This is a genomic window from Streptomyces niger, assembly GCF_000718305.1.
In the GTDB taxonomy this organism is placed as follows: domain Bacteria; phylum Actinomycetota; class Actinomycetes; order Streptomycetales; family Streptomycetaceae; genus Streptomyces; species Streptomyces niger.
The window spans coordinates 1-26,338 of sequence record NZ_JOFQ01000022.1; the positions used below are offsets into that span (position 1 = coordinate 1).

Annotated in this window: 27 protein-coding genes and 3 pseudogenes; 12 read left to right on the forward strand and 18 right to left on the reverse strand. The window is 68.3% G+C overall.

Annotated elements, in window-relative coordinates:
- Positions 1-191: 191 nt before the first annotated feature.
- Together IF20_RS30600 and IF20_RS30605 are read right to left on the reverse strand one after the other, a co-directional pair.
- On the reverse strand, positions 192-1,352 hold the full coding sequence (locus IF20_RS30600; RefSeq protein ID WP_052868645.1) for an IS701 family transposase: 1,161 nt from the start codon (positions 1,350-1,352) through the stop codon (positions 192-194).
- A 283-nt stretch (positions 1,353-1,635) separates the two neighbouring features.
- A complete protein-coding gene (locus IF20_RS30605; protein ID WP_052868646.1) occupies positions 1,636-2,202 on the reverse strand; it encodes a TetR/AcrR family transcriptional regulator in 567 nt (188 codons plus the stop codon).
- Between the two features lie 143 nt (positions 2,203-2,345).
- On the opposite strand from IF20_RS30605, the gene IF20_RS30610 reads away from it, so the two are divergent.
- The 5 genes from IF20_RS30610 to IF20_RS30630 all read left to right on the forward strand — a co-directional run bounded on the left by IF20_RS30610 (position 2,346) and on the right by IF20_RS30630 (position 6,620).
- Complete coding sequence (locus IF20_RS30610) at positions 2,346-3,293, forward strand: TIGR03564 family F420-dependent LLM class oxidoreductase (RefSeq protein WP_199896800.1); 948 nt, start codon at positions 2,346-2,348, stop codon at positions 3,291-3,293.
- Between the two features lie 269 nt (positions 3,294-3,562).
- Positions 3,563-4,123: a hypothetical protein gene (locus IF20_RS30615; protein WP_234426878.1), complete on the forward strand. Its 561-nt coding sequence runs from the start codon at positions 3,563-3,565 to the stop codon at positions 4,121-4,123.
- A gap of 160 nt (positions 4,124-4,283) precedes the next feature.
- Positions 4,284-4,634: a hypothetical protein gene (locus IF20_RS39370; protein WP_199896801.1), complete on the forward strand. Its 351-nt coding sequence runs from the start codon at positions 4,284-4,286 to the stop codon at positions 4,632-4,634.
- 97 nt (positions 4,635-4,731) lie between these two features.
- The gene (locus tag IF20_RS39375) at positions 4,732-5,661 is read left to right on the forward strand and encodes a hypothetical protein (protein WP_199896802.1); all 930 of its coding nucleotides are present in this window, start codon (positions 4,732-4,734) and stop codon (positions 5,659-5,661) included.
- A gap of 236 nt (positions 5,662-5,897) precedes the next feature.
- On the forward strand, positions 5,898-6,620 hold the full coding sequence (locus tag IF20_RS30630; RefSeq protein WP_052868650.1) for a GNAT family N-acetyltransferase: 723 nt from the start codon (positions 5,898-5,900) through the stop codon (positions 6,618-6,620).
- A 330-nt stretch (positions 6,621-6,950) separates the two neighbouring features.
- Here the strand turns inward: IF20_RS30630 and IF20_RS40960 are convergent, their stop codons facing one another.
- The 4 genes from IF20_RS40960 to IF20_RS30635 all read right to left on the reverse strand — a co-directional run bounded on the left by IF20_RS40960 (position 6,951) and on the right by IF20_RS30635 (position 8,231).
- A complete protein-coding gene (locus tag IF20_RS40960) occupies positions 6,951-7,400 on the reverse strand; it encodes an SUKH-3 domain-containing protein (protein ID WP_199896803.1) in 450 nt (149 codons plus the stop codon).
- Positions 7,401-7,402: 2 nt separating this feature from the next.
- On the reverse strand, positions 7,403-7,561 hold the full coding sequence (locus tag IF20_RS39380; protein WP_199896804.1) for an SUKH-3 domain-containing protein: 159 nt from the start codon (positions 7,559-7,561) through the stop codon (positions 7,403-7,405).
- A gap of 40 nt (positions 7,562-7,601) precedes the next feature.
- Entirely contained in the window at positions 7,602-7,769 is a 168-nt protein-coding gene (locus IF20_RS39385; RefSeq protein ID WP_199896805.1) for a hypothetical protein, read from the reverse strand.
- Between the two features lie 171 nt (positions 7,770-7,940).
- Entirely contained in the window at positions 7,941-8,231 is a 291-nt protein-coding gene (locus IF20_RS30635; RefSeq protein ID WP_199896806.1) for a hypothetical protein, read from the reverse strand.
- Between the two features lie 552 nt (positions 8,232-8,783).
- Here IF20_RS30635 and IF20_RS30640 point away from each other — a divergent pair.
- Entirely contained in the window at positions 8,784-9,509 is a 726-nt protein-coding gene (locus tag IF20_RS30640) for a glycoside hydrolase family 11 protein (RefSeq protein WP_030622421.1), read from the forward strand.
- 162 nt (positions 9,510-9,671) lie between these two features.
- Here IF20_RS30640 and IF20_RS38285 read toward each other — a convergent pair.
- Positions 9,672-10,296 (reverse strand): annotated as a pseudogene (locus IF20_RS38285) (IS5 family transposase); the annotation flags it as partial.
- A gap of 372 nt (positions 10,297-10,668) precedes the next feature.
- Between IF20_RS38285 and IF20_RS38290 the strand changes: the two are divergent.
- The 3 genes and pseudogenes from IF20_RS38290 to IF20_RS30650 all read left to right on the forward strand — a co-directional run.
- Positions 10,669-10,809 (forward strand): annotated as a pseudogene (locus IF20_RS38290) (transposase); the annotation flags it as partial.
- A 314-nt stretch (positions 10,810-11,123) separates the two neighbouring features.
- Positions 11,124-11,597, forward strand: coding sequence for a carboxymuconolactone decarboxylase family protein (locus tag IF20_RS30645; RefSeq protein WP_052868652.1), 474 nt, complete (start codon positions 11,124-11,126; stop codon positions 11,595-11,597).
- Between the two features lie 156 nt (positions 11,598-11,753).
- A complete protein-coding gene (locus IF20_RS30650) occupies positions 11,754-12,683 on the forward strand; it encodes an RNA polymerase sigma-70 factor (RefSeq protein ID WP_052868653.1) in 930 nt (309 codons plus the stop codon).
- 39 nt (positions 12,684-12,722) lie between these two features.
- On the opposite strand, the pseudogene IF20_RS40965 reads toward IF20_RS30650, so the two are convergent.
- The 7 genes and pseudogenes from IF20_RS40965 to IF20_RS30670 form a co-directional block, all read right to left on the reverse strand.
- Positions 12,723-12,964 (reverse strand): annotated as a pseudogene (locus IF20_RS40965) (LysR family transcriptional regulator); the annotation flags it as partial.
- 971 nt (positions 12,965-13,935) lie between these two features.
- A complete protein-coding gene (locus IF20_RS39390; RefSeq protein WP_199896807.1) occupies positions 13,936-14,100 on the reverse strand; it encodes a hypothetical protein in 165 nt (54 codons plus the stop codon).
- A 66-nt stretch (positions 14,101-14,166) separates the two neighbouring features.
- A complete protein-coding gene (locus tag IF20_RS30655) occupies positions 14,167-14,676 on the reverse strand; it encodes a YoaK family protein (protein ID WP_110944686.1) in 510 nt (169 codons plus the stop codon).
- A gap of 843 nt (positions 14,677-15,519) precedes the next feature.
- A complete protein-coding gene (locus IF20_RS40155) occupies positions 15,520-15,747 on the reverse strand; it encodes a hypothetical protein (RefSeq protein ID WP_234426879.1) in 228 nt (75 codons plus the stop codon).
- Positions 15,748-16,236: 489 nt separating this feature from the next.
- Positions 16,237-16,473 (reverse strand): helix-turn-helix domain-containing protein, encoded by a 237-nt coding sequence (locus IF20_RS40160; protein WP_234426880.1) that lies wholly within the window; start codon positions 16,471-16,473, stop codon positions 16,237-16,239.
- Between the two features lie 120 nt (positions 16,474-16,593).
- Positions 16,594-17,319: a dienelactone hydrolase family protein gene (locus IF20_RS30665; protein ID WP_052868655.1), complete on the reverse strand. Its 726-nt coding sequence runs from the start codon at positions 17,317-17,319 to the stop codon at positions 16,594-16,596.
- A 749-nt stretch (positions 17,320-18,068) separates the two neighbouring features.
- Entirely contained in the window at positions 18,069-18,932 is an 864-nt protein-coding gene (locus IF20_RS30670; protein ID WP_052868656.1) for an endonuclease/exonuclease/phosphatase family protein, read from the reverse strand.
- Between the two features lie 1,172 nt (positions 18,933-20,104).
- On the opposite strand from IF20_RS30670, the gene IF20_RS30675 reads away from it, so the two are divergent.
- Positions 20,105-20,587, forward strand: a complete 483-nt coding sequence (locus IF20_RS30675) for a hypothetical protein (protein WP_052868657.1) — start codon at positions 20,105-20,107, stop codon at positions 20,585-20,587.
- 179 nt (positions 20,588-20,766) lie between these two features.
- The gene (locus IF20_RS30680) at positions 20,767-22,545 is read left to right on the forward strand and encodes a tetratricopeptide repeat protein (protein WP_234426881.1); all 1,779 of its coding nucleotides are present in this window, start codon (positions 20,767-20,769) and stop codon (positions 22,543-22,545) included.
- Between the two features lie 377 nt (positions 22,546-22,922).
- On the opposite strand, the gene IF20_RS30685 is transcribed toward IF20_RS30680, so the two are convergent.
- Both IF20_RS30685 and IF20_RS30690 read right to left on the reverse strand, forming a co-directional pair.
- The gene (locus tag IF20_RS30685) at positions 22,923-23,105 is read right to left on the reverse strand and encodes a hypothetical protein (protein ID WP_052868659.1); all 183 of its coding nucleotides are present in this window, start codon (positions 23,103-23,105) and stop codon (positions 22,923-22,925) included.
- Between the two features lie 375 nt (positions 23,106-23,480).
- A complete protein-coding gene (locus tag IF20_RS30690) occupies positions 23,481-23,834 on the reverse strand; it encodes a hypothetical protein (protein WP_052868660.1) in 354 nt (117 codons plus the stop codon).
- A 210-nt stretch (positions 23,835-24,044) separates the two neighbouring features.
- Here IF20_RS30690 and IF20_RS39395 point away from each other — a divergent pair, with 210 nt between their 5' ends.
- Entirely contained in the window at positions 24,045-24,197 is a 153-nt protein-coding gene (locus IF20_RS39395; RefSeq protein WP_199896808.1) for a hypothetical protein, read from the forward strand.
- A gap of 257 nt (positions 24,198-24,454) precedes the next feature.
- On the opposite strand, the gene IF20_RS30695 is transcribed toward IF20_RS39395, so the two are convergent.
- Positions 24,455-25,060, reverse strand: a complete 606-nt coding sequence (locus IF20_RS30695; protein ID WP_052868661.1) for a hypothetical protein — start codon at positions 25,058-25,060, stop codon at positions 24,455-24,457.
- Complete coding sequence (locus IF20_RS30700; protein WP_052868662.1) at positions 25,057-26,337, reverse strand: DUF7224 domain-containing protein; 1,281 nt, start codon at positions 26,335-26,337, stop codon at positions 25,057-25,059. The genes IF20_RS30695 and IF20_RS30700 overlap by 4 nt, the downstream gene beginning before the upstream one ends.
- Position 26,338 lies beyond the last annotated feature (1 nt).

Sequence of the window (26,338 nt, forward strand, 5' to 3'; positions counted from 1 at the left end):
CCTAGTACTGCAACGGTGTTTGTTCTGATTGCTGGGCAGTTTTCAGGGACTGTGGCCCCGTCGTTTGTAGTGACTGATGCGGGCTTGGTGTTGGCGCCTGCGGCGCCATGTCGACCAATGCAGGATGTGCTCGACCGGGGTGGGACAGCGGTCGGTGAGCCGGGTGATCAGTCGTCGGATCTCGGCAAGGCTCAGGCTGATGAGCTGGGAGGATCCGTTTCTGCTTTGTCCGTGTCCAGTTCTTGCGCCCGCAGGACTGTCAGGCAGGCATGGGCGGCCATGGCGAGAGTCATGTGTCGGTGCCAGCTGGGATAGCGGCGGACTTGGTAGTCGTCCAAGCCGCACTCCTGCTTCGCGGTCTGGAAACACTCCTCGACCGCCCATCGGCTGCCCGCGATGCGGATCAACTCGTCCAGCGTGGTGTCGGCAGGACAGTAGGCGATGTAGTAGGAGATCTCCTCGGGCCTGCTCACGCTGCGACGGGCGATCACCCAATGCCGGCGGTCCTCGCGGTGCCAGGGCCTCACCTCAACGCGGGCCCAGTCATAGATCCGCCGGCCGTGGGCTCCCTCACCACATGAACGGCGTTTCCACTTCTGCCGGGGCAGAGCGGGGAACAGGTCGTGGACTGGGTGGTCGATCGACCAGCGGGTGACGACGGTGTCGTGCCGGGTGGTGGCCACGACGTGCAAGACGTCAGCCTGCTCCAGCTCGATTCGCCAGCCCTTGCTGTAGCCGTAGGCGGCGTCCGCCGTCACCCAGCCGAACGGAATCCGGTCGGCGATGGCCTTGCGGACCATCACCCTGGCCATCGCCACCTTCGTCTCGAAGGCGACACTGTCGTCGATGCCCGCCCGCCGACATCGCTCACGGTCATCCGTCCATGACGTGGGCAGATACAACCGCCGGTCGATCAATGTGCGTCCGCGGCCCGTCGCGTAGGCGAGGAAGACCCCGATCTGAGAGTTCTCGGTGCGTCCCGCGGTGCCGGAGTACTGCCGCTGGACCCCAGCCGAACGGACGCCCTTCTTCAGGAAACCGGTGTCATCGACGATGAGCACGGCATCCCGGTCGCCGAGGTGTTCCACGACGTAGTCACGTACGTCGCCCAGGACCTCGTCAGCATCCCACTCGATCCGGTTCAGCAGCCGGTGGATGCGATCGGGGCCGCCATGACCAGCCTCCTCCGCCAGCGTCCAGCCATTCTTCCGCTCCAGCGGAGCGACCAGCCCGCGCATATAGGCCAGCGCCGACTGGCGCGGCTCCTCCCGGCTGAAGCGGTGCACGAACCGCTCATGCACCGCTTCAAGCTCACCCGCCCACAACCTGACATCAGCAAGGCCCCCACCCATAACCAGACCAACGACCCAACTGGCCACCAGTCACGGCAAGCACCGTTGCAGTACTAGGGCGTTTCTTTCGGATCGCCTCGGCGGCCGGATGAAGACGGGGGCGAGCCGGAGTCTGCCGAGGTGGATGGTGGACGCGGGGCACCCCTGTCAGGCCCCGCGCGCCCCCGCGGCTGGCGCCGGTGATGAACAGGGCCTTGCCGGTGAGCAGGCCGATGGGTGCGCTGTCCGCCGCGGCCGGCCACCGCAGAAACCGCCGCTTGCCCGGGGAGATCCGCGGCCGGTGCTACCAGGTGCGTGCGGTGCGGCGCAGGTCCTCGAAGCTCGCGCGCAGGTGGTGCTCGAGCGTGCGGTGCTCCGGGTCGGTCAGCCACCGGGCTGTGCCGAGTCGGTGCGCGGCGGCACAGACGGAGGCGGTCAGCGTTGCCGCCGGATCGGGCAGGCCCCGCGCGCGCAGTGCGTCGGCGATCGCCTCGCCCAGGGCTGCTACTTTCGCGCGTTCGCGTTCCCGCAGGTCGGCATGCGCATCGAGGAGTTTCCTGCGGCGCTGTGCCGCCTCCCGGTGCCGGTCGAACCAGTCACTGCCGGCGGTGAAGGCCGCGAGGACCGCGTCGAGCGGGGACTGCTCCGGGGGTGCGGCGGCCACCGTTTCGCGGACCTCGGCGACGAACACGTCCTGACCGGGGAAGAGCACCTCGCGTTTGTCGGCGAAGTGGTTGTAGAAGGTGCGCTCGGTCAGTCCGGCCCGCGTCGCGATCTCGGCAACTGTCGTGCGTTCGTAGCCGCGCTCGGTGAACAACTCGATCGCGGCTTCCTGGAGCCGTTCCTGCGTGCCGCCCGGCCATCGTCCCATGGCACGCAGCGTAGTGATTACAGAAACTGCAATCAACGTGTACGGTGATTGCAGAATCTGCAATCACTCTGGTGCTGCGGACAGTACTGCGTCCCGGGTGGACGACGCGCCTCGCGGGCCGGAATCGGACGGAGGAGTTCGTGATGGACGCTGCCGGACAGCGGGTGGGAGTGTTCCTGGGAGGCCCGTTCGCGCAGGCACCCGGAATGACCAACCTCGTGGACCGGGCTGTGGACCTCGCGCACGAGGTCGCCGGCGCGGGCGTGCACACCCTGTGGTTCGGGCAGGGGTCGGACTACGACGCGCCCCAACTCGCGGCGCTGGTGGGCCGGACGGAGACCCGGGTGCACGTCGGCACGTCGGTCGTGCCGATGCACCCTCGCCATCCCCTGCTGCTCGCGGCGGCGGCGAAGACGGCGCAGGCAGCCACCGCGGGGCGTTTCCGGCTCGGTGTCGGGCTCGGGGCACGCACCGTGCTCGAGCCGATGTTCGGCCTGGCGTACCCGCCGCAGATCCGGCACCTGCGCGAGTACCTCACCGCACTGCGCCCGTTACTGGACGGCGACGACACCGTCTTCGAAGGGGAGACGCTGGCGTCCCGTCCGGTCGGCTCGACGGCTGTGGCCGGGGCCTCCCCGGCGATCCCCGTTCTGGTGGCGGCGATGAGGCCGCGGGCCCTCGCGGCTGCCGGCGAGTTGGCCGACGGAACGATTCCGTTCCTCGCCGGGCCGCGCACGCTCGCCGAACGGATCGTGCCGACCATCACCGAGGCCGCCGCCGCGGCCGGGCGGCCGGCCCCGCAGATCGTGGCCGGGGTGCCCGCGGTGGTCACCGACGATGCCGCAGCGGCCCGCGACCGGGTGTCGGCCGCCCTCGGTTTCTACGACAGCATCCCGTCCTACCGGAAGGTCATCGCCGCCGAGGGGTTGTCGCGCGCGGCGGACCTGCTGATCGCCGGCGACGAGGACACCGTCGTCGCCGGGTTGCGTCGCTATCTCGACGCCGGGGCCACCGAGGTCATGCTCACCCACACCGACCTCTTCGAGAGGGAAGAGCGCGTACGGACCTGGAGCGTCGCCCAGCGCCTGTGAGCCAGGGCCGGACCGGCTGCGGCTTCTTCTGCCATGACCGCGCCGGGCCTCGACGACCCGCTGCCGGACCGGTCACCATCAGCACGTCGCGGGGCCTGTCCCATGGGCGGTGCGGCCTTGCCGCTCTACGACAGGACCGCCACCGTCCACCTCGCTGCCCTCTCTCATCCGGTCGGCGAGGTGAACCGAAAGAAACGCCCTAGTCCGTGCAGGTGAGCGACGGGCCGCGACTGCCGTATCCGGACCCACGTGCCCTCTAGCGTGCGGGCATGGAATCCACCCCGATGCCCGAGCCGCTGCGCCGCGCGGTTCACCAGCTCGTCTCCGAAGCGGTCTCCAACTGTCAGGAGGTGCTGCGGTACACCGAGCCCGACCAGGCGCACTCCTGGAAGCGGATGACGATGTACCGGGCCACGGACGCGGCCGACACGATGGACATGGCCGCGTTGCTGATCGCCGCGTACTGCCAGCGCATGGGCATGTCGGATGTGGCGCACCGGTATCTCCAGGCCGGCCAGCAGCACAACCGGGCCGCTGGGCCGCAGAAGGCGGACCACGCCGAGGTCGCCGGCCTCCTGGGCGAGCCTGCCCCCACCACCGACGACGCCGGGTCCCGGCTGCAGTATGCATGGGGCCAGCACTACGCCGAGGACGCACTGACCCCCGAGGACGCCCCGGAGCGGCTGCTGACCGAGGCGTGCCTGCACGGGCTGCGCGCCCGGCTGAGCGACGACATCGGCTCCCTGGACAGCTTCCTCCCGCCCCGCATCGCTCAGATGGCCCGCAAGGTCGCCGACGTTCTCGAAGTACCGCAGCCGGCCCCCGCGTAACACCGCGGGCGCACCCTCGACGGGCGCCTGGCGCGTGCTCCCAGGCAGAGGGCGCGGCCGTGCGGGGCATCACCCCCGCACGGCCGCGCCCACCTCCTGGTGCAGGTCTTCTGCGTTCAGAGCGCGGCGTTACCGCATGGCGGCATAGTCGTGCGGCGCCTTGCTGAGCCTCTCGAACATCTGCTCCTCGCTCATTCCCCGCCAGGCCACCGCGGAGGCGCTGGCGATCTTCTGGAACAGGACGTTCGTGGGGATCGGGGGGGAGACCGGCGAACAGGGGGTGGTGGTCCGCGCCGGCGCCCTCGCTGAACTCGCGGTGCAGCACCCACACGATCTCGGCGAACATGGCCTAGCTGCTCTGATGCTTGTTCCACAGGCACCGCAGTGCGTCGCCACCGAAATCGCGCTTGATGAACCCCCAGTGGTACGACATCTCTGCCGCCCTGTCCGGGAACTGATCGTCACTCAGGTATCGGACCCGGTCATTCAAGATGTCCTGCTTGGGGGGTGAGTTGCTGTGCCTGGACTGTGCTGCCTGAGGGGATTGTCCATCCCGGTCAGACGGCATTGCTGCAGGTAGATCGCGGACGGATAGGGGAAAGGGACCGGTGGCGGACGAGCACCAGAGAGCCGAAGGCCGCGGTCGGGGCCGACCCATCAAGTTGCAGGCGGAGACTGAGCAGGCTGCCGAGCTGGCGATGTGGCTGCAGCAGGTGACCAAGGGATGGTACGCCCGGAGACTCGCCGAGCGGTTCCCCTACAGCGAGACCAAGCGGGCTGACTTCCGCTGGGGCAAGGAGCTGATCCTGGACTGGCTTCTGGAGCAGGTGGTGCAAGCTCTGGTGCGCGAGCCGCAGCTCCGGCGGCTGGAGCTGGCCAAGGGACGGGCGCTGTTGGAAGCCGCGGAGAAGGCGGCGGCCAGGAAGCTGCCTGCTCAGGTCCGTCACCTGCCTGCCACGGACTTGCAGGCGCGGCTGGAGAAGGCTCAGCACGGACAAGAAGAGGTCCTCCAGACGCTCAACCATGCGATGGTGCTGCTCCTGGTCCTGATGAATGCGCAGCGCCAACTCACCGAGGAGTACGAGGCGCTGGAAGAACAGGCACGCCGGGACCAGCACCACATCTACCAGCTGCGGCTTGACCTGGCCCGGGAGCATCTGCGGCAGGCCCGCGCTGTGCGGGAAAAAGCCGAGGATACGCACCTGGCCAGTCATGCCCGGGCCGAGCTCTACCGGCGCCTGCTCCGGCAGGACGACCGCAAATCCTTGCCCCTGGAACACGCCCCAGCTTTCGGGTGGCTACGCGCTGCGGTGGTACGCCCTTACGGCGCGGGCCGGCGGGCAGATTCTTGCCGGTACTGGGCAGGCCGGAGTTCCTCTCTACTGCCATGGGGGTCGTGCTCCGGCCCGGGAGGCGGTGAGCGTGGTGCCGATTTCGGAGGAGGACGGCACCGTCAGCGTCGACCGGTACGAGCAGATCGTGGGCCGGTTACGCGAGGCCGCCGAGAAATTGTCGAAGAGTGCGTTCATCATCGGTGACGGTGCGCTGGATTTTTTACCGACCACCGGGGCCTGTGAACCGGGCCTGAAGCGCGACGATTCATAGATCACATGTCCGCGGGCGGCGAGTTGGAAACGCTGTTGCCGCTCGTTCGTGTGGTCGTCGTGCCGAGAGCGGAAGCGTGGTGGCCGAAGCGTCGCGGCGTGAGGATGCCTGGGGCCGCTGTCCCTGTAAATCAGTCGTCCAAGAGCGTGGGACCCGACACGATACGGTCATGATGGGCGATCTCTTGCTTGACCGGGCCCGGGCACTCTGGAAAGAGCTGGCGGCGAGGCCCGTGGAGTTCTCTTCCTCGCCGGACGGGGCGAACGTTGTGGTCTCTCCTGGCTCGCGGTTGTGTCCGCCGTTGTGGGCAGGGATCGTGGTCCTCGGCGGAGCCAGCATCATCACCGTGCCGAGCATGCAGGTCGGCCAGGTGATGGCAGGCGTTTCAAGCAAGCTGTCCGGTGAGGAGCTAGTCGACGAGGATCGCCTGCGTGAGGTGTTGGCCATCCTCGACGGACTGGGTCCTGCGTCCCTCTTCTATCTCGACCGCGCCGACTTCCTGCCTGCGCAAGGAGGTGCCGCTGTCGAGGAGGCAGTGGACGGTGACGATGAGTTGGCAGCACTCCTGTCCCGTGCTGGTGATGAGGACACCGGCGAAAGTGGCATGGCGGACATCACCTCTCCCGCATTCGTCATCCGTGAGTACGACGACGTGGTTGCCGCGGCCGGCTATCAGGTTTGGCCGCGGTCGGTGGCCCACCTGAGTGTGCTCGTTGCGCCGGGGCATCGAGGACGAGGACTGGCGCGGGTCGTGGCGTCTGCGGCGGTGGCTCATGCTCTTGATGCCGGGCTGCTTCCACAGTGGAGGGCACGGCCTCGTCCGTCAAAGCGTGTGGCACTTGCGCTGGGCTTCCGAGAGCTGGGTTCTCAGCTGAGCGTCCGCATCGCCTGAAGTCGGCCGAGGTAATTCAGCGCACCGTTGAGTCGGCGAGGCGGGCCTCAAGGTCGACGATGCGCCGGTCCTAGAAGCGGACGTCGGATCGAGCGGCATTGAGCCGCTTATCGAGGGTTCGGTTGTCGGCGGTCAGCTGACGCACTTGGGGGTGGTGTTCTCGGTGGTGTTCTCGGTGGCGATCCGCTGGATGCTCTCCTCCGCGCACTCGCTCTCCACGTGGGTCGGCGTCCCAACGGCTGCGGAACGGCAGGTGGTACAAGTGGTACAAGCCGTACAAGCCGTGCGGCGCCCAATCCCTCAGCGTGCTCGGCCAGCTGCCAGCAGTTCTCACGGCCGACCGGTCCCAGCAGGCCGCACACGTAGTCCCGCATCCGCCATCGTCATTCCATCCGGCCGAAGCAACGGTCCAGCGGCTCCTCGGCGCCGGCTCCCAGCGAGGACGGCGTACGGGCCGCCTGTACGCCGACACACGCCGCGGGCCTGGTCCAACTGCCTCAGTTCACCATCGATCCTGCGGGGTATCACGCCGGAGATCAGATTCTTCAGGGCGCGCGGCATTGGTCCGAAGCTGGCGACCCAGGCCTCGACAAGGTAAATCTCACTGCCCTCATCGATACCGAGAAAGCATCGGCCGTGATCGAGCTCGCCGAGCGGGAAGAGACGTCTTCCCAAGGCGTCGCTCCACTCGGAGAACCGGTCGTCCTCTCCCCAAGCCAGCTCCGGGTCCAGTGCGAATGGCTCCCCGGCGCAGTTGATGCCCAGACCGCCGATGCTCACGGTCAGCCCCCGAACTCCTGGAGAAACCTCTCCGCGGCGTCGTGCATGACGATACCGACCCCTTCGAACAGCGATCGCCAGTCGGCCGTGTCGCCCCGCCTGCCCGCCATCCATCCCGAAGCCTCCAAGTCCTTACGCACCGCCGGCGACCATTCGCTCATGAGCTGGCTCGGTGCTCCTCGGTCAGGGACGGCTCGGCGGTCAGCAACTCCTCGTACACCCCGGCCAGAGCGTCCTGGAGATCAGCGGCGGCGGTGCGGTGGCGGCCAGCCGGAGCCGGCCGGAGTGGTCGGTCGGGCCCTTGAGGGCCTCGTGCTGCTCGTCGGCGCGCCGGTCGTCGTCCCTCAGCTTCTCCCAGAGGGCGTGCAACTCGCGGCCGCGGGTGGGCTGGTGCTCTTCGTAGGCGGTGGAGCCGGGGTGGCGGGTGGCGTCCAGGCCGGCGGAGACCGCATCGGGAGTGTCGGAGCTGAGCTTGGCGTACTGCCGGCCCTGCCGGCCCGTGTGTGCGGGGGTGGAGGAAGGCGGTGCCGTCGCTGACCTTCAGCTGCGGGAGCGTTCCGCGAGCTGTGCTTCGAAGGCGTCGACGGCGTGCAGGCCGCGGAGCCAGACCATCAAGACCAGGTCGTCGGAGCCGCTGACGGGTACGGCGAGGCGGACCTCCTTCCTCCGGGCCGGCGCGTTGCCCGTGCCGCGAGATGGGTGCGGGTAACCACCGTGCGGCGGAACACACGTCGAGAGCCCCGCGAGGGGGTTAGCCAGGTCGCAGCGGAAGATGACTGCACTGTCCCGGGCCAACCGCTGAAGTCGGCGACGGGTGGTGGGCTTGCTCATCCCGATCGCCGCCCCGCAGTCGAGGAAGCCGAGGCGTCCGTCAGGACGAGGCTGACGGATTCGAGGTTCGGGCGCGGCACCGCACCTCTACGTAGACGACGGTCGCGGCTTTGGCCACGTCGTACGCGGTGACTTTCAGACCGTTCGCGCGCTGTCGTTCCCAGTGAGGCTGCCGCGGTCGCGTAGTCGCCTCCCCGCTTCGAAAGTTTCGAACGTCATGCACGTGCTTGCGTTATGTTCCTTCCTCATCTCATTCCACTCCTCGCAATGGTTAGTGGGAGAAGAGGCCTGAGCAGCGAAAACATACTCACCGAGACCCCTTCTGACCTATAAAAGAGTTTCCGAAAGAATGTCGAAAGTGTTGACAGGGTCATGGCGCTTTACGAAAACTGTGGCCACCGAGCGACAGGAGACCGTTGTTCCCTTCGCGTCATGTGACCGGGGATGGCGGTCGGTCGTTGCGGCACGACGACGGGCGACCCCCGCCGTGTTCCATGCAAGGCCGCGGGCAGCAGAAGCCGCCCGCCCCACCAGCCTTCATCGGGAGGACGCATGCAGCAGGACAGCACGCAGCAGGACCAGATCCAGCAGAACCCCGCTCCCTTCAGCGGCTTGAGCCGACGAGGCTTCCTCGGCGGCGCCGGCGCCGTCGCACTCGCCACCGCGTCCGGACTGCTGCTGCCCGGCACCGCCCACGCCGCCACCACCATCACCACCAACCAGACCGGTTACGACGGCATGTACTACTCGTTCTGGACCGACGGCGGCGGCTCCGTCTCCATGACGCTCAACGGCGGCGGCAGTTACAGCACCCGGTGGACCAACTGCGGCAACTTCGTCGCCGGCAAGGGCTGGAACACCGGCGGGCGCAGGACGGTCCGCTACACCGGCTACTTCAACCCGTCGGGCAACGGCTACGGCTGCCTCTACGGCTGGACGTCGAACCCGCTGGTGGAGTACTACATCGTCGACAACTGGGGCAGCTACCGGCCCACCGGCGAGTACAGAGGCACCGTCTACAGCGATGGCGGCACGTACGACATCTACAAGACGACGCGGTACAACGCCCCCTCCGTCGAGGGCACCCGCACCTTCGACCAGTACTGGAGCGTCCGGCAATCGAAGGTGACCAGTGGCTCCGGCACCATCACCACCGGCAACCACTTCGACGCCTGGGCGCGCGCGGGCATGAACATGGGCCAGTTCAAGTACTACATGATCATGGCCACCGAGGGTTACCAGAGCAGCGGAAGCTCGAACATCACGGTCAGCGGCTGACCCCTGTCCGGCGAACAACCGGCTGCGGGTTCCGCCCTCGTGGCGGGTCCCGCAGCCGTGGCGAACTCGCCACCACGGGATGGGTAGACCGGTTCGGTAGACCGGTTCGGTAGACCGGTTCGACAACCAGCACCTCCACACAGCTATCGGCGACATCCCACCCCGACGAGCACACGCCTTGTCCGCGATGACCACGTCGGGCCTGTGACGGGGGCCGCCCGGCTCCGGCCCGGGGCACCCCAAGGCGTCCATGACCTCGTGGAAGACGGTGGAATCGTTGACGTTGCCGGGCGTGACGACGACGGCCAGGGCAGGCCCTGGCCGTCGCAGTCGAGACGGAGCTTGGTGGTCAGCCCGTCGCGGGACCGGCCGACCGCCCCGCCTCACCAGTCGCCTCACGTGCCGGATCTTCCAGTTCATCCCGCGTCGCCGCCCCTTTTTGCGGGCCCGGCGGCGTGCTGGTGAGCCCGTGAACCCGGCTGATCGTAGAGCCGACCGACATCGTCCACTCCACGGACCCGACGGAGTCGTCCCGGATGTGGACCTGCTCGAGCAGGTGAGCCCAGGTCCGTCCGCCTCTCCGCGAGCGCACCGCTCATAGACCGTCTGCCACGGCCCATAGCGCTCCGGCAGAGATCACGCCACGAGCACCGGTTCGCAAGCGCCACAACACCCCGTTGATCACCTGTCGGTGCTCCCGCCACGGCCGACCTCGCCCATCAACACCCGGCAGCAGGGGCACTATCCGCTCCCATGCCGCATCCGTCAGCTCACCATGACCCACCATGACCCACCATGAGGCGCGACCCAGAACAGTTGCGCGCGGTGAAGGCCGGCCCTCGTGCCCGCGGCGATGCCGCAGGCAGCCGCGGGCAGCCGCGCTGCACAAGCGCTCCAAGCGTGAGCTCACGGCGATCCGGGCGTGAGCTCGCGGCGATCCGGGCCCGGGCCCGTGCCCACGGCCTCCAGGTTGCTGACCGCGGCCTGCCTGCCCGCCAGGAGCAGGCTCGACGCCTACGCCGCCGCCCACCCGGGCTGCTCCCTTACTCGACCGGCTGAGATCAACCCCGCAGTCACCCCGGCCGCGGCTGGCTGCCGCCGACCAGGGCCTGCCCGATGGGCCAGGTAACCCACCTTTCGGCCAGTCGCTCTGTCCGGTGTGGGGCGGGGTGATCTTTCCGATGACGAGTGGGCTCGACTCGAACCGAGCCTGCCCAGGAGCATTGGGCGGGGCGGACGTTGGCAGTGTCATCGGCGCGTGATCAACGGGGTTCTGTTCCGACAGCGCGCCGGCCTGCCGTGACGAGATCTTCTGACCCGCTTCGGGCGCGCCGGCGTCGGCTGACCGGTGGCCGTTCTTCCAAGTGATGTCCCGTAAGTAATCTCGATGTGCTCACCCCCCGCCACAGTCACAGCCCAAGGGCTCAACTGCACCGTTCGAGTGTCGGCGCGTCGGCCGTGGTCGAGCCCTGGAAGTTCCGTGGACGGCGAGTGCTTCGCCACCTGACGGGCGCCGACGGCAGGGAGACGCGGGTCACATTCGTCCGTGTCACAGGGCGTCGGGCCACCTCGTCTCAGGGGGTGTAGCCACTGACGACCACAGAGGAGCACACCATGGACGCACGCCTGGACTACTTCGCCGACCCTACCGCCGGCAAGGCCCTGAAGTACTTCATGTCGGCGGGCAAGGCGCTCAAGGACTCGCCGCTGCCGGCCGCGACGCAGGAACTGGTGGCGCTGCGCGTGAGCCAGATCAACGGCTGCGCCGTGTGCATGGACATGCACACCAAGGAGGCCGCCGCTGCCGGCGAGACCACGGTGCGGCTGAACCTGGTCGCGGCGTGGCGGGAGGCCACGGTCTTCACCGAGGCCGAGCGTGCCGCGCTGGAACTGGCGGAGGAAGGGACCCGGGTCGCGGATGCGGCCAGAGGGGTCAGTGACGAGGTGTGGTCGTACGCCGCCCAGCACTACGACGAGGAACAGCTCACCGCCCTGGTAATCCTGATCTCCTTCATGAATGCGGTGAACCGGCTGAACATCATCATCCAGCAGCCGGCCGGCAACTACGTGCCCGGACAGTTCCACTGAACGGCATCAGCGACTGGCTCGGGGGCCGGCTGCGGGCTCCGGGCCCGGGCCCGGGCGCGGTGGCGTTAGCGTGACCACCGGTGGTCCGGATGATCACAGAGGACCTGCGCCGGCGAGTGCCGCTGGGTGGGAAGGTGCACGGGGAGGGGATTCGTCGTGAACAAGGTCGAGGAGTTCGAGGAGCTGCGGCCGCTGCTGTTCTCGATCGCCTACCGGATTCTGGGCAGCGTGAGTGAGGCCGAGGACGCGGTGCAGGAGACGTGGCTGCGCTTCGACGGCTCGGCGACCCAGGTAGCGTCGGCCAAGGCGTTTCTGTCGGCCACGGTGACGCGGATCTCGATCGACGTGCTGCGCTCCGCGCGGGTGAGGCGGGAGGAGTACGTGGGCCCGTGGCTCCCCGAGCCGCTGCTCAGCGATCCGTATGAGGATCCGGCGCGTTCGGCGGAGCTGGCCGACTCGGTGTCGATGGCGGCGCTGCTGCTCCTGGAGCGGCTCAGCCCGCTGGAGCGGTCGGTGTTCGTGCTGCGTGAGGTGTTCGGCTTCGGGTTCGACGAGGTCGCCGCGGCGGTGGGGCGGTCGGAGGCGGCGTGCCGGCAGCTGCTGGTACGGGCACGGCGGCACATGCAGGCCAGTCGGCCACGGTTCGAGGCGGACCGTCAGGAGCGGCAGGAGCTGGCGGCGCGGTTCTTCGACGCACTGAAAGATGGTGACGTAGGCGGGTTGCGGAATCTGCTGGCCGCCGACGTCCAGTTGGTTGGGGACGGCGGCGGCAAGGCCCCGCAGCTCGCCAAGGCCGTCAGCGGCACCGAGAACGTGGCCCGGCTGCTCGTCTCTGTCTTGCCCCTGCTCGCCCGGATCGACGTGACGTTCGAGCCGCACGAGATCAACGGGCAGCCCGGCGCGATCTTCCGCGACCGGGACGGCAAGGTGCTCCACATCCTGGCCCTCGAGGTGCTCGACGGGCAGATCCAAACCATTCGCTCAGTGATCAATCCCGACAAGCTCGGCCACCTCGGGCCGGTCGCCGACGCCTGGGCCATTGACCGCGAGGTGAAGCAGGCCCGGAGGCAGATGAAGTTGAAGTGACCTTGGGAACGGTGTGGGCCTCACCGCGAGGCTGACCTCGATCCCCTTGGCGGCGGCCTGCGCCGTGGCCAGCCCACGCGTGATGGCGCGGTAACCGGGCTCGATGTCGTCGAGGAACTGCCGACCGAGCGGGGTCAGCCGCACCCGTCGCGACTGGTGCGCTCGAAGAGCGGCGCCCCGACGCGGCGCTCCAGGCGCTGAATCGTCTGGCTCACTCGTGCCCTGGAGACCCGCAGCCGCTTCGCCGTACGGCCGAAGTGCAGCTCCTCGACCAGGATCACAAAGTCACAAAGCTGTCGATCTCCAGTCTCTCCAGCACCTGGGGCACGCTAATCGTGGCCGGCCCGGACGTCGAGGCGGCGTCGGGCCCCGGATCGTCGTCAGGTCCGGGGCCCGTCAGGCACGCTGCGCGTCAGTCCGCCAGGGGCAGACGCGGTTGTCCGCGGCGCACCAACTCCTCGAAACAGTCACGCACTCCTCGAAACGGTCACGCAGCACGCTTCCGACTCAACACAGTCCAGGGGCCGGTGAAGACCCAGTTCGGGTTCCACCTCATCGAGGTGGCCAGCCGCCAGGACTGACGCGATCGCTGCATGTGCGGCAGATCTGGCGACGCCGCGTGCGACTGCCTCCCTCCCCCGAGGGAGGCAGTTCTGCCCGGCATGGCGCCACGGCCCGCCTGCGCCGCTGCGCAGGGGCGGACCGTGGCGCCAGCAGGTCATGGAGCACTCCCCTACTTTGAGGCCGTGGCACGCCCGGCCCTGGGGGCGTCCCCGCGCGTACGGGCTGCGGCGGCCTCGATCACCCCCCTGGACCTGCGCGCTTGCCGGGAGCACGGCTGCTGCAGCCGCTTGAACACCGCGCCCTCGATGCCGACAGCCGACCACGACAGTCACTTCCGCGCCATCGCCTCATCGACGGGTCTACGGGTGTCGTCCTCGGTCGGTTCGCTGCACAGGTCCTGCTTCCTCGTCGGCCTGCTCTCGGGCAACGGACGTCCGTGCATCGGCCTCGACAAGGACACTGCGGGAGCCCGCACAACTCCTCGGTGCTCGTGGATAACCTCGACGGTGACCTGGCTCCCGTCCCGGCACAGTCGGCGTCCGATTCGCCGGCGGCCCTACTTCGCACACTGGGTCAAAAATGAGGAGTCCGAGACCTGTGAAGCCTCGAAGGTTCCGGACAGGGACGTTCCGCCGGCCGCCGGCGTGTCGAATACCTCGCCACCTACGGGAAGAACGAAGGGACATTGTCAGGCTTGTCGTGTCACGTGCTGGCGGTGGCGGTAGAGCACATACCACCCGCCGAGCAGCGCGCAGCACATCGCCGGTATCCACAATGCGCGCAGGGCGGCCGCGCTCGCCCCGTAGGCACCGGCAACGCCGCCGCCCGCGAAAGTCACCAGGGTGGTGGCCAACAGCACGCCTTTCCAGGCCTGGCCTGACCGTTGCGGTAGCCGCGACATCCGAGCAGGACGCCGAGATCAGTCAGCGTTCCGGTCATGTGGCTGGTGCGCAGCACTATGCCACGGTAGTTGGAGGCCACGGTAGTTGGAGAAAATCCCGTTCTCCAACCCGCATGCAACGGCAGCCACGATCATGGCGTACGGCGGATTCTGCTGTTCGGTGGCCACCAGCGGGGCTGCGCCGAGCAGAGCGGCCTCCACCAGCAAGGAAACTCCGTAGCGGCGGCCGATCGTCTGGGTATGGGGACCGAGCAGGGCACCAGCTGCGATCGCACCGCCGAAGAAGGCGACCAGAACCGTTACCAGACTCGTCAGCCCGCTGAGATCACCGCCGGACACGTCCATGCTGACCTCGGACATCGATCCCGTCACGTGGCTGACCGGGAGGAGCGCCGAGGTGAGGAACACCGAGTTCACGAACCCGGCGACCGCGGCCAACACCGCAGTGGCGATCACCACGAACCGCTTCAGTCGAGCATCCTCGGCGTAGTCATGTATCGAACGACTCCCTGTTGCCTTCGGGGTCACCTTCGTTCACATACGACCTAATGGGTGCTTCTCGCGGTGCCTCCAGCAGCTCAGGCAGACCTGGGCAGGCCACCTGTCGTTGCCGTGACGGGCGACATGGAAGATACGGCCCACCCGGCCCGACGGACAGGACGGTGCGCCGGAGGCGGGACGAAGCCCGGTACAACACATCGGGCAGCACAGTGTCCCCTTGAACTGCACAAACGCGGTCCGCTGGACTACGCAAACGCGGTCCGCTCGACTCGTCCGAGGTCACGACGTCCACACCCGCCCGGAGGCACCCAGGATCAAAACCCATGGCACGGGGCCAAGCGGATGCCGCCAGGGCGTGGCCTGGCCAGACGACATCTGCAAGACCACGCCTTGGCCCGTTTCCGGCGCATCGGGGCCACTCCCCTGGCTCAGCGTCGGTCGACTTTCATTCCATCTCTCTCAAATGGACCATGTACTGGAGTGCATGCGGGTTCCTCACCGTGCGGCCGAGGGCCGGGCGACGGCCGAATTCCCGAGGGAAACCACCCGCGCGATGGAAGAGGCGCCCCGTCGCCGTGTGAGCCGGGGGTGCGACGGCGAATCGGATCCGGGTAGCGCAACCGGGCTCGCGTCGTGAGGCGGCGTCCTTACCTACGATGGGTAACCACGCGTTCTCAGCCGACGTCCTGAGGCTCCGCCCCAGCTCTCCAAGCCTCCAGGCCGAGCTCATGCCGGACATCTCGAACCTGACCCAAGGACGCGTGTACAGCCGCGCCGAGAGTGCTGGCCTCCCCCACGTCGTCAGGCTATCGAGCAAGCCAAATGAGATGACCTGTAAGTGATCGGCTCCGTACACCCTTCGGGGGTTGATCACGTTGGCTGTCCGACACAGGATTCTTCCTGGTGATCGGCGGTGTGCCGGTCGAGCCTGGCCAGTAGATCGTCCAGGTCGGAGGTGGTGAACTTCCACTGGAACGGCTGTGCTGTGGCGTTGTAGCGGTCTTCGAAGGCTTGGAGCCGGTCCCTGACCTGGGCGAGGTCGGTGAAGTCGTTGGGGTGGGCGACCCTGCGCTGCACGACGGAGAAGTAGATTTCCACTTTCTCCGTCGTGCAGCTGGTTCAGCCAGGAAGCGTGCACTGGGGTATGGATTAGCACCGCATTCGGGAAGGCGGCCGACAACCGGTCGGCAGCCTTCTTGCCGCGGTGGGAGGAGCCGTTGTCCATGACCCAGAACACGCATTTCGCGCTGGCGTAGGGCTCGCGGGTCATGACCTGGGTGACCAGGATCATGAACGGGTCGATGCCGGTGGTCTTCTCACAGCGGCCGAACACCTTTGCGTCGTGGACGACCTAAGCGGCCAGGTAGGCCAGGGTGCCGCCGCGTTCGTAGCTGTGGTTCATCCGCATCGCGCGGGCCTGGCCGGGGGCGAGGGTGGGGTGGCGGCGGCAGCGGGCCTGGATGGAGGTTTCTCGTCGGCGCTGATGACGTACTCGTCGGCGACGAGCGGGGTGCCCTGCAAGGTGCGGGCGTACAGGTCCAGCACACGCTGGGCTTTGGCGCGGAAATCGAGGTCGGCGATGAAGATTCAGAAGCGGTGCTGCCAGGGCTTGACCGCATCCTCGGCCAGCCAGCGGCGCACGGTGTCCAGGGGCAGTCCCGTCTCCTGGGCGATACGCGCGTTGGAGCGCCCGCGCGCGGCGTGCAGCACCACCTGTGCACGCACCCGCAGCCGGTGCTCGGTCTTGTGGCCGTAGGCCGTAGCCTTCACCCGCGCGCGGTCGGCGGCACTCGGGGCTATCGGGCAGGCAGTGCGGAGGGGCATGGCGGGCGAGCCGATCGGCCGAAGTGGATCACTGGCAAGCCGCAGCCTTCCCCGCCCGCCGTGGCAGTGGAGCCCAGGCGCCGCGGCGGTCAGCGGGCGCCCAAGCTTGGACTGACCAGATCACTCCACCACGGGCATGCACTCGGCGAGCAGGTCGACGACGTCGCGCCAGGCGCGCTGCGCGTGTCGTGGGTGGTAGCCGACGCCGGGGCGCACGGTGTGGTCGACCGGCGGGTGATGGAAGGCGTGCAAGGCGCCGCCGTAGACCGTGAGGCGCCAGTCGACGCCCGCTGCCTGCATCTCGGCGGTGAACGCGTCCCGTTGGGCGGGCGGCATGATCGGGTCTTCCGACCCGACCCCGGCCCACACCGGGCAGCGGATGTGCGCCGCCTCGCCCGGTCGGCCCGTGGTCAGTGCGTTGACTGTCCCGATCGCGCGCAGGTTGACGCCGTCGCGCCCGAGTTCCAGCCCGATGGCGCCGCCGGTGCCGTAACCAATGGCGGCGATCCGGTCGGGGTCGGTCCGCGGTTCGGCGCGCAACACGACGAGCGCCGCATGGCCAATCCCCCGCATCCGGTCGGGGTCGGCGAGCAGCGGCATGCAACGGGCCAGCATCTCCTCGGGGTCGCCCAGATAGCGTCCGCCGTGGAGGTCGAAGGCCAGCGCCACGTATCCCAGCTCGGCGAGAGCATCGGCTCGGCGGCGCTCGACGTCGCTGAGCCCCGTACCCTCTGGTCCGAGCAGCACCGCGGGTCGGCGGTCGACACCGGCCGGGAGCGCGAGGTGCCCGATCATCGTCAAACCGTCGGCCGGGTACTGGACCGTGCGCGTGGTAATCGTCGTCATGAGACTGGACTGTAGTGATCGTCGAGTCCGGTCCGGCCGGGGTTCGCCGCCGGCAGAACAGCGCGGGTGTCCCCCTGAAATGCGGCGAGGGCCCACAAGAACCGTCACAACCCCCGTTCCCACGGCAGCACCTGCCCCGGCACCACGCACGTCACAGGTTCCGGAGTCCCCCCGAAGGATTCACGGAGCCGGCCACTAAGTTGCCAATTCCGCGGGTGATCGGCGTGGGTGATGTCGCCCAACGGCGCCGCCACCGCTACGTCACGAGGTGCTGACACGGCCCCTCCTTTCCGCTCCACTTCGGTTGGGCAGGCGGCAGCAGTCTTCGCCATACATTCCGCAGCCTGCCAGACCGAATACAGCCGCTGCCGTCGACCTGCCCCCCGACTCGGGCCGGAGTCTGCTCCGACCCTGATCAACCAGGGGACTCTTCATCGGACCGACGAAGCGTGGGTCTCCTGAATGCCGGTTGCAAGCCCACCTCCCGGGGCAGCCACCGTGACCCTCGCGTGGCGTGTGCCGCAAAACGGCAGGTGCCCTAGCGACACACGCTTTCCGCTGGAGTGCTCGCACGCTGGCCTTCGGGACCGTCGTAAAGCGACACACAGCCAAAAGGACACGACGTTCGCCGAGACAAACCCCCACTCCAACCGCTGCGACCACCCGGTCAAGCCCTCCGGCCGGCCCCGTAACACCACCCCGCCGGACAGGGAACCGCCGTGTGACCCGCGAGCGCCTTGGCGGCCGGATCAGCCGGAGCTCAGGTCGGCATGCACCAGGTCGTGATCCGAGTAGTTGTCGTGCACGCCCAGGCTCGGCGCGGAGAAGGTGCCCGTCTTCCGTAGGAAGATGTAGTCGAACTTCTTCCGATACGGAGAGGCGTTGGCTGTCGGCTGGCAGGGCGGACGATTCCGGCTCGGGCCGCAGGCCGGGTCGGCGTCCCGGAACTGGTTCCACATGGGCTGCGTCTCCGAGTACTTGGGGTCGGCATTGAAGTCCCCCAAGACGATGGCGTCCTGGTATCCGCCTACGGCGCCCAGGAGTTGGTCGACCTGCTTGGCGCGGACTTTCGACTGCCCCGCCTGCGCCAGATGGGTCGCGAACACACGCACCTTCTTGCCGGCCACGGTGGTGTCAGCGGCGACATATCCGCGGGGCTCGCTGCCGCCATCGGGGTAGAGGCGGTTCACCTTGTTGGTGAGCGGAGCTGCCGACAAAATCGCGTTGCCGTAAGACGAGCCGTACGGGAAGCAGTTCCGAGCCGTGCTGTCTACGCTGCCGTGGGCAACGTAGTAACGGTATCCCCGGGCCGCTAGGACATCCCTCAGCCGCCTGGTCTCACCCACGCAGATCTCTTCCAGTGCGATGACCTGGGGCCGGTATTTGATGATCTCGTCTGCGATCTGGTTGATCTGGTGGCCAGGGTTCGGCCACCGGCACGGGTTGCACACATTGAAGTTGGCAACGCGGTTCGGGAAGACGGCCTCGGCCCGGGCCTTCGACTGGCGTGGCTTGGCCGGCGCGGCGTCGGCGGCCACGGTGGCGGTACCCGTGAGGGCGGCAGCGAGGCCCGCCGATAGCAGTGCCTTTCTCAGTTTCGCGGATGTGGACATGACACCTCGGATTCGTCAGGGGCGTATGTGCTGCCGTACGTGTGAGTAGTGCGGGCAGCCCTGGCGCGTGCGACGTCGGCCTTGCGCCGAGCGGTCCGGAACGGCCGGGTGACAGGGACTCTGGCGACGAGGGCCGATCCCGGTCAATGCAGGACGCCTGTCCCGGACAGCCCATGGCTGTCCGGCCTGCTCAGAGCCTTGTCCGACTTCCGTCCGTCGCCTTGCGCGCGGAGTCACCTTCCCAGCCGGGCACGGCGCTTTGAACGCGGCTCCGGAGACGCGAGGGTGGCCAGGCGCCTCGCCACCCTCGCATCTCGGAACACCGCCATGATCGACATGCCGGTGACATGTCGCCAACGGTCGTCGGCGACATGCTGAACATCACGCAGTGGGTCGAGTACGTGACGGATGTCCGAGTACGCGAGGTGGTGCCTCAGCCAGAACGACGGCTCCTGGCCCCCTGAGGAAGGAAACCAAGTGCGGCATTGATCAGAATGCGTTGCACGCGCGAAGCGACCCCGCCCCTGCCGAGTGGTCAAGAGCGGGGCCGTCGGGGTGCGGGAGTTACTTCCCGCGGCTTGCCCAGAGGGTCTTGCTGAGTCGCCGTACGTCGTCCTCGGGCGTGTGGTCGGAGATCAGGTCGGCCACCTTCGAGACGTCTCGCCATGGCAGGGTCTTGAGGAGGAAGGAAGGGACCGGTGTCGTGCGAGCGGGAGGCGCGAGTGCCGTTGAGGTTGTGGAACAGATTCGTCCGCGTTCTTCCCGCCACCTGCCAGGAGAAGGGCCTCAGCTACTGCGACGCCCGCTACGGCCGCGTGTCTGCCCATACCCACGGTGCGAGGTTCTCTGTTCGATCCTCGAAGCGCATGAGTACCGGTGCTCATGCGGGGTCCGGTAGATACGGCAGCGGCACGCGGACCCACTGGCTGCGGCCCGCGTGCCGCGTCATGTCAGCCCAGCGTGTCCTGTACTACAGGCTCGTGCCGCTCATGCTGCGTTCCAGGCGGGTTCCGGGCTCAAGTGCGTGAGGCTCGTCTGCATAGACGTGGCAACTGTCCTTGATGGGAACCAAGGACACAGGAGTAAGTGTCTGGCACTGTGGCGTAGTAGAGGCACTGGCGCCACATGTACCCAGGGCGGACGGACATTTCAGGGGGAAAGGAAAGTCCAGGATGCTGTCGGAGGCAATGGCCGGGTTGGCCGCGGCGGGAGGCACCGCGGTCGTGCAGGCCGCTGGAACGGACGCATGGACGGGATTCCGACAGCGGGCAGCCCATTGGTTCGGCCGAGGGAACCCGCAGCGTGAGGCCACGGAACTGGATCGTCTTGACCGGACTGCCGGCGAACTGCAAACCGCCGCAACGGCCGGGCCGACCGAGATGGAGCGAGTGCGCATCCACCAGGAGGCGGCTTGGCAGGCCCGTATCGAAGTCCTCCTGGAGAACCTGGCCGACGCCGAGCTGGCGCGGGCCGTGGAAGAACTGCACTCGCTGCTGGGCTCACACCATCCCCCCGGCAGCGTGTCGGCCGGCCCCGGCGGTCAGGCGATTGGCGGGGACGTTGATATCTCGGCCGACCACGGATCGGCTGCTGCCTGGGTGATGAGGGATGTGACCACAGGAAACCCTTCACAGCCGGAGCCGCGCCAGGGCTGAGCGGATCCGGCGCCATTCCAGCCTCGACTTCCACTCCTCACCACACGGTCCAAGCCTCGCACGGAGGCGTTGCCGCCTCCCACATCGGGCAGCTCCACCAACACATCACCCAGCAGTCGGCTGTCGGCAGAGTTGACCGACCCCGGCCCGTCGAATCCTGGACGGCGCAGCAGCTCGGGGTGCACCCGGCTATCCGCGGTGCCACCGAGGAAGAAGACGATGGTGCGTTCGTTCTGCCGGATTACATCCAGCGGCACCACGACTGGCTGCTGCGCAAGCGTCTGGACGCGGCGGTCTCCAGTGAGCAGCCGACGTTGATGCTTGTGCGAGGAGAATCCTGCACGGGCAAGACCCGCTCCGCCTTCGAGGCTGTCCGGACCTGCATGAAAGGTTGGCAACTGGTCTTTCCCAAGACTGCCGGCAGGCTTCTGGCTTTGCTCGATGCGGGCGGGCCCGCCCCACGCACGGTCTTGTGGCTCAACGAGATGCAGAATTACCTCACCGGGGCCGATGGGGAGGAGGCTGCTGCGGCCTTGCGTGGTTGTCTGGAGCTGCCCGGTCCGCTCATGGTCCTGGGGACGCTGTGGCCCGAGTACCACCGCATTCTTACCGCCACGCCTCCGGCTGGACAGGACACGCATGCCAACGCCCGCGCTCTGCTGGGCCAAGTCAAGCCGGTGGATGTTCCGGCGTCTTTTCCCGCCAAGGTGCTCAAAGACCCGCGGATGCACCGTGATGGTTCGCTGGCCCGGGCCATGGGAACGAGCACGGGCAACAGGATCGCCCAAACCCTCGCTGCCGGACCGCAGTTGGTCGACCACTATCAGCAGGCCACCGAACCTCACGGCCCCTATGGCCACGCCGTCATCACGGCAGCCATGGACGCCCGGCGCCTCGGCTACACCTCACCCCTGCCCGCTGCCTTCCTGGAAGCTGCCGCCCCGGGCTACTTGAGTGGCCAGCAGCGCGCTGCCGCCGACCCTGCCGCCTGGTTTGCCGGCGCCCTGGGATATGCCCGGGAGAAGGTCAAAGGGGTGGCCGCGGCCCTGGAACCCGTTGCGGATTCCGACCGCATGGGCGCTCTGCCTGGCGTCTACCACCTTAGTGACTACCTGGACCACCATGCCCGGGACAGCCGCCGCAGAGCGTTCCCACCGGAGTCCTTCTGGAGCGCGGTCCGCAGTCAAGAGCCTGCCCCGGACGAGCTTGCCGCCCTGGCTGATGCCTCTCGTGCACGGCACCGCTACCGCATAGCGGCAGACCTCTATCAGCATGCCATCGATGCCGGAGACACACGGTGCCTACGGCGGTTGGCGGAACTGCATGAGCAAGCCGGTCACCTCCAAGAGGCGGAGCAGCTCTACCGACGGGGCGCGGCTGCGGGAGACGCGTCGGCGCTGGTGGAGCTGGCGGTACGGCGCGCCCGGGCCGGGGACCTCGACGGCGCGGAGCGGCTCGCCCAGCAGGCCGCCGCTGCCGGCAGCCCCTATGCCTTGATGGAACTGGCAGTGCGGCGTGGGGATAGCGAGACCGTGGAAGCGCTGACTCAACAAGCGATCGACGACGGAGACCCCATGGTCCTGATGGCGCTGTCAGACCTGGCCGGCCAGGCCATGGCCGACGAACAGCTCGGGCAGGAGGAGTGGGGCTCTACAGGCCCCCTTGGACTGACGGAGAGCGCATTACAATCGCCGGAAGACATCACGGAAGAAGAGCTTTGGGACGAAGCCGTCTACGGCGACGAGGATCTCGCCCTGAGGAGCGAAGCGCAGGCGCAGGCGCGGTCCGGTGATTTCGAAGAGAGCGAACAACTGCTTTTGGAGGCCGCCGATGCCGGTGACGCCTCCGCCCTGACGGAGCTGGCACGGCTGCGGGAGGAAGCGGGAGACTTCGAGGCCGCAGAACAGCTCTTTCGGTTCGGCCTGGAGGCTGACGGTTCCCCAGCTCGTCCATGGTGAAGACGCGAAGCGGACGCTTCGGCGTACGACGCGACGAGAGCCTGGCCCCAGGCTTTGTACTGCGAGGGAGGCAGGAGCCAGAGCCTCCGGTGGCGACCTGGCGGTCTCCTACATGTCCGCGGCTTCCGCAAGGCGCAGGAGTTCGGCGACCTGATCGCGGTCTGCCAGGGACCGCGAAGCGACCCGTACACGACCGACGCCGCTCCCCGCCTGGCCACAGCTGTCGATGAGGTGAGCGCCGCGTGACCACCGCAGCCCTGGATGTCAACAGCCGCTGGCGGTGGTGGCACCGGTCTCTGGCCCTCCCCCGCCCCTCAAGCGCTGGCAGCTCACCCGCTGAACGCGCCCGACCCGCCTGCCGGCCGTCGCCCCACCGATCAGAGGTCGATGAGGGTTGAAAACCCCTGATAGATCATGATCGCGGCCATGATGAAGGCGAAGACACGGAAGAAGCTGGAGGTGCCGCCGTCGTGCGTCCGGGCGAGCCGCTCGGGATTGACGATGCCGAGCACGGCGAACACTGCCGCGAGAACGAAGAAGATGACGACAAGACCGACCACAGGTGCCCCCCGAGTAGTTGGACCCCCCATGCCTACCATCTGCACTCGAAGGGCTGGGCAGTGGGGGGCGGAGCGCATACCAGGGACGGTGGGTGCCTGCCGGGCACGGCGGCCGGCCGCGTCGTCGTGCGGCGGCACTGCCACGGCCGAGCGACAACTGCCGGTTCGGCGAACTGGGCACCACGCCTTGAGCGTCCGGCAGTTTCATGAAGGCGAATTCGCAGCTGCCCGTCCGCGCCCCGTGGTGGTCCAGTCGCCCCTCGGCGCCGTATCGGCCCCGGCGAGGACGGCGTCCGCGTACGCATTTACGCCGACGTACGGCGTGCCCCGGACGGTCACGAGCGGTGTCCCCGCGCCGGTCTGCCGGCGCGGGGCTTACGCCGGCTTCCACATCGTGACGGTGAACTCGTTCTGGTGGGGCGGGCTGGTGTAGCTGTCGCGATCTCCCGCAATGAAACGGGATGTCTCGGCCCGTACGACGTTCCCCTGGTCCGCCAGCAGGCACAAGCCATTCTTCGTCCTCAGCGGCCACTCGGACATCTGGGCATTGTCGAACCCACCGAGGTTGGCCTGCCGGGCAAAGAGCTCCGGCTCGTTCGGCACGGTGTCCATCCGGGCGGCATTACGGCCTTCCACCAGAGACAGGTAGCCCCACAGGTCGCTTCCGTAGGACAGGTCAGGCCCCGTGGGCTGATCCTGGACCTCCGCCTCCTCTTGTAGGTGGGCCACTCATCGTCGTCGTAGAACTCGGTCTTCGGTGCATCGAAGTCGCACGTTCCAACGCCTTCCTCGGGCACTCCACGCTGCATTTTCTGATCCTTGTAGACAGCTTCGAAGGCTGTGGGGCACCACACCTGCTCCGGATTTCTTCGCAGTCCTGCATCACGGACAGTCCGACCACGCCGACGGCTTTGCCGCGCTCTCCGGCGAGCGCGTTGCGTGCCGCAGAGCGACCGCGAGTTCCGGGTTCGCGACAAGAATGAACTGGAACACGTCCGCCTCGACCTCGCAGCGAGCTACGCCTCCCTCGCCGAGTCCGGTGCCCGTACCGTCGCCGTCCGGCTGGACATCGCCGGGCCGCCCGAGCAGTGAGCGCCCCGAAGCCCGCCGCGCCCAGGGCCGCAGGAACGTCCCAGCCCCCATGCGGGAAGCACCTTCGCCCCCCTCCCTTGCGGGAGAAGACCGCCCCGGTAAGGGAGGCGAGGGCGGCACAGGGCACGTATGTACGCGAATGGCCGCCGCGTGGCGGTCGGTGGGAAGCAATGAGAAGACCCCGCACCTCTCTGTGGTGCGGGGTCTTCTTCGCTCGAGCTCTAGCTCGTGCAGGCCCGAGAGGGGCCCTTGATTCGTCAGTCTCCGAGAGCCAAGGGGTTTACCACTGGCCTTCCCCAGCACAGCAGCAGGAGGCAGCCGACCAGGAGCAGGAAGCCGGCCTCAGCCAGCGCCAGGACGGAGTCGGCCGGGTGGATCGGCCAGGCCCAAGGCTGGGCTGTGCCGCCGGGGCGGCGTCCGGCGGCCGCGCACAGCAGTGGAAGGGCGGCGATGGCGATGGCTGCGATGCCCGGGCCGACCAGGGCTCGCAGAATCAGCGCTGCGCCGAGGGATCCGATGCTGTTGCGAGCCATGGACAGGACATCCGGCCGGTCGAAGAGGGCATGGACCACGGTCGCCAGCGCGGCGAGGACGACGACGTAGGCCAGGCACAGGGCCAGAGCGCGCGGGCGTGCGGGGCGGACGGCGACCTCTTCGGCCATGACATCGCCCCGTTCGAGGCCCCAGAGCAGGACCACGGCGGGCAGCAGGCCCAGGATCTGACCGAAGAGGAGCGAGCCGGAGGGCCCAATGATGGTCGGCACCGGGATGGCATGGCCCTGGGCCAGGGCGCTGAGCAGCACGGTGGCGAGGACGGTGGCGAGGACCTGCGGTACGGCCCTGGCCTTCAACCACCAGATCACTGCGCTCCTCCCGCGGTCTGGCCGGTCAGCTTCAGTTGAGGCTTGGTGGTGCAGTTGTGCAGCGCGGGCTCGTTGCGCTGGAACCAGGCACGCTGCTGAGCCGCGGGCGCGGTGCGGATACGGGCGGCGAGGGCGGTCTCCTGTTGGCCGTAGCGGCCGGCGACCTCGCCCTTGCTCGCGCCAGCAGTCAGGGAGAGCCAAGCGCCCAGGGGGCCGAAGGCCACTTCGCCGGGGAATTCGCCCCTGTCAGCGCAGGCCGGCGGGTTGGCGGGCAGGAGTCCGGCGGCGATGCCGATGCGGACGTTGTCGGCGGTGGCCTGCTCCCAGGAGCCGATGTACTGGGCGCCGGTGCCGGCGTGTTCCGCCATGGTGAGCTTTGCCGGCACGTTCAGTCCGGCGTGCTGTAGGCGCTGCCGGGTGTCGGCGGCCACGCGTTGGATGGTGGGCAGGTGGCTGCTCAGTTCGGGCCAGACGCACACCTGTGGTTCGGTTCCGCTGCAGGTCAGGGCGGTGGTGGAGCGAGGAGTGGTCGGTGTGGCGGGCAGGCCGTAGGCGAGGGCGCCGCTGCCCAGCAGTCCGACTGTCAGCAGGCCGGTGGCGGCGAGGCGCACGGCTCGCTTGCCCGTGGCGGTCAGTGCCAGGGCGGCGGCGAGGATGACGGCCAGGGCGAGGACGGTGGCGCTGGCCACCGGGCGCCAGTTGATGGTTTGGTCCAGGGAGCAGCAGCCGTTGACGCCGCCGGTGACCATGTGGCGCAGCCACAGCGGTTCGAGGGTGGCGGGGTAGGCGGTGAGGACGAAGCTGAGGATCAGGGCGAGGGGGGCTGCGATGACCAGTGGCAGTTTGCGGCCGAGGAGGAAGCCGGCCATGGCGTTGGCCAGGAGGACGACCAACCACATGGCGGCCACGCTGAGTGGGGGCATGCCGCCGGCCGGGGCGGTGGCGGTCAGGGTGAAGGCGACCGCGACGGCCATGCCGAGCAGGCCGAGGGCCAGGACGGGCAGGAGCAGGGGCCAGGCGATGGCCAGGCCACCGCGGGCCGGGGCCCAGGTGGCGACGTTGCCGCGGGCGATGCGGGAGCCTTCCCAGGCGCCGGCGGCGGCGCAGGCGGGGGTGACGAAGGGCAGGGCGAAGGTGGCCGCGCCAAAGACGCTGGGCCAGTAGCCGGCGGTCACTCCGGCGACGAGGTCATCGCGCACCAGGAAGGCGACGAAGGCGGCCAGCAGGGGGGCGAGCCAGGTGGCGGAGGAGGAACGAAGGACGGTGCGCCAGCGCATG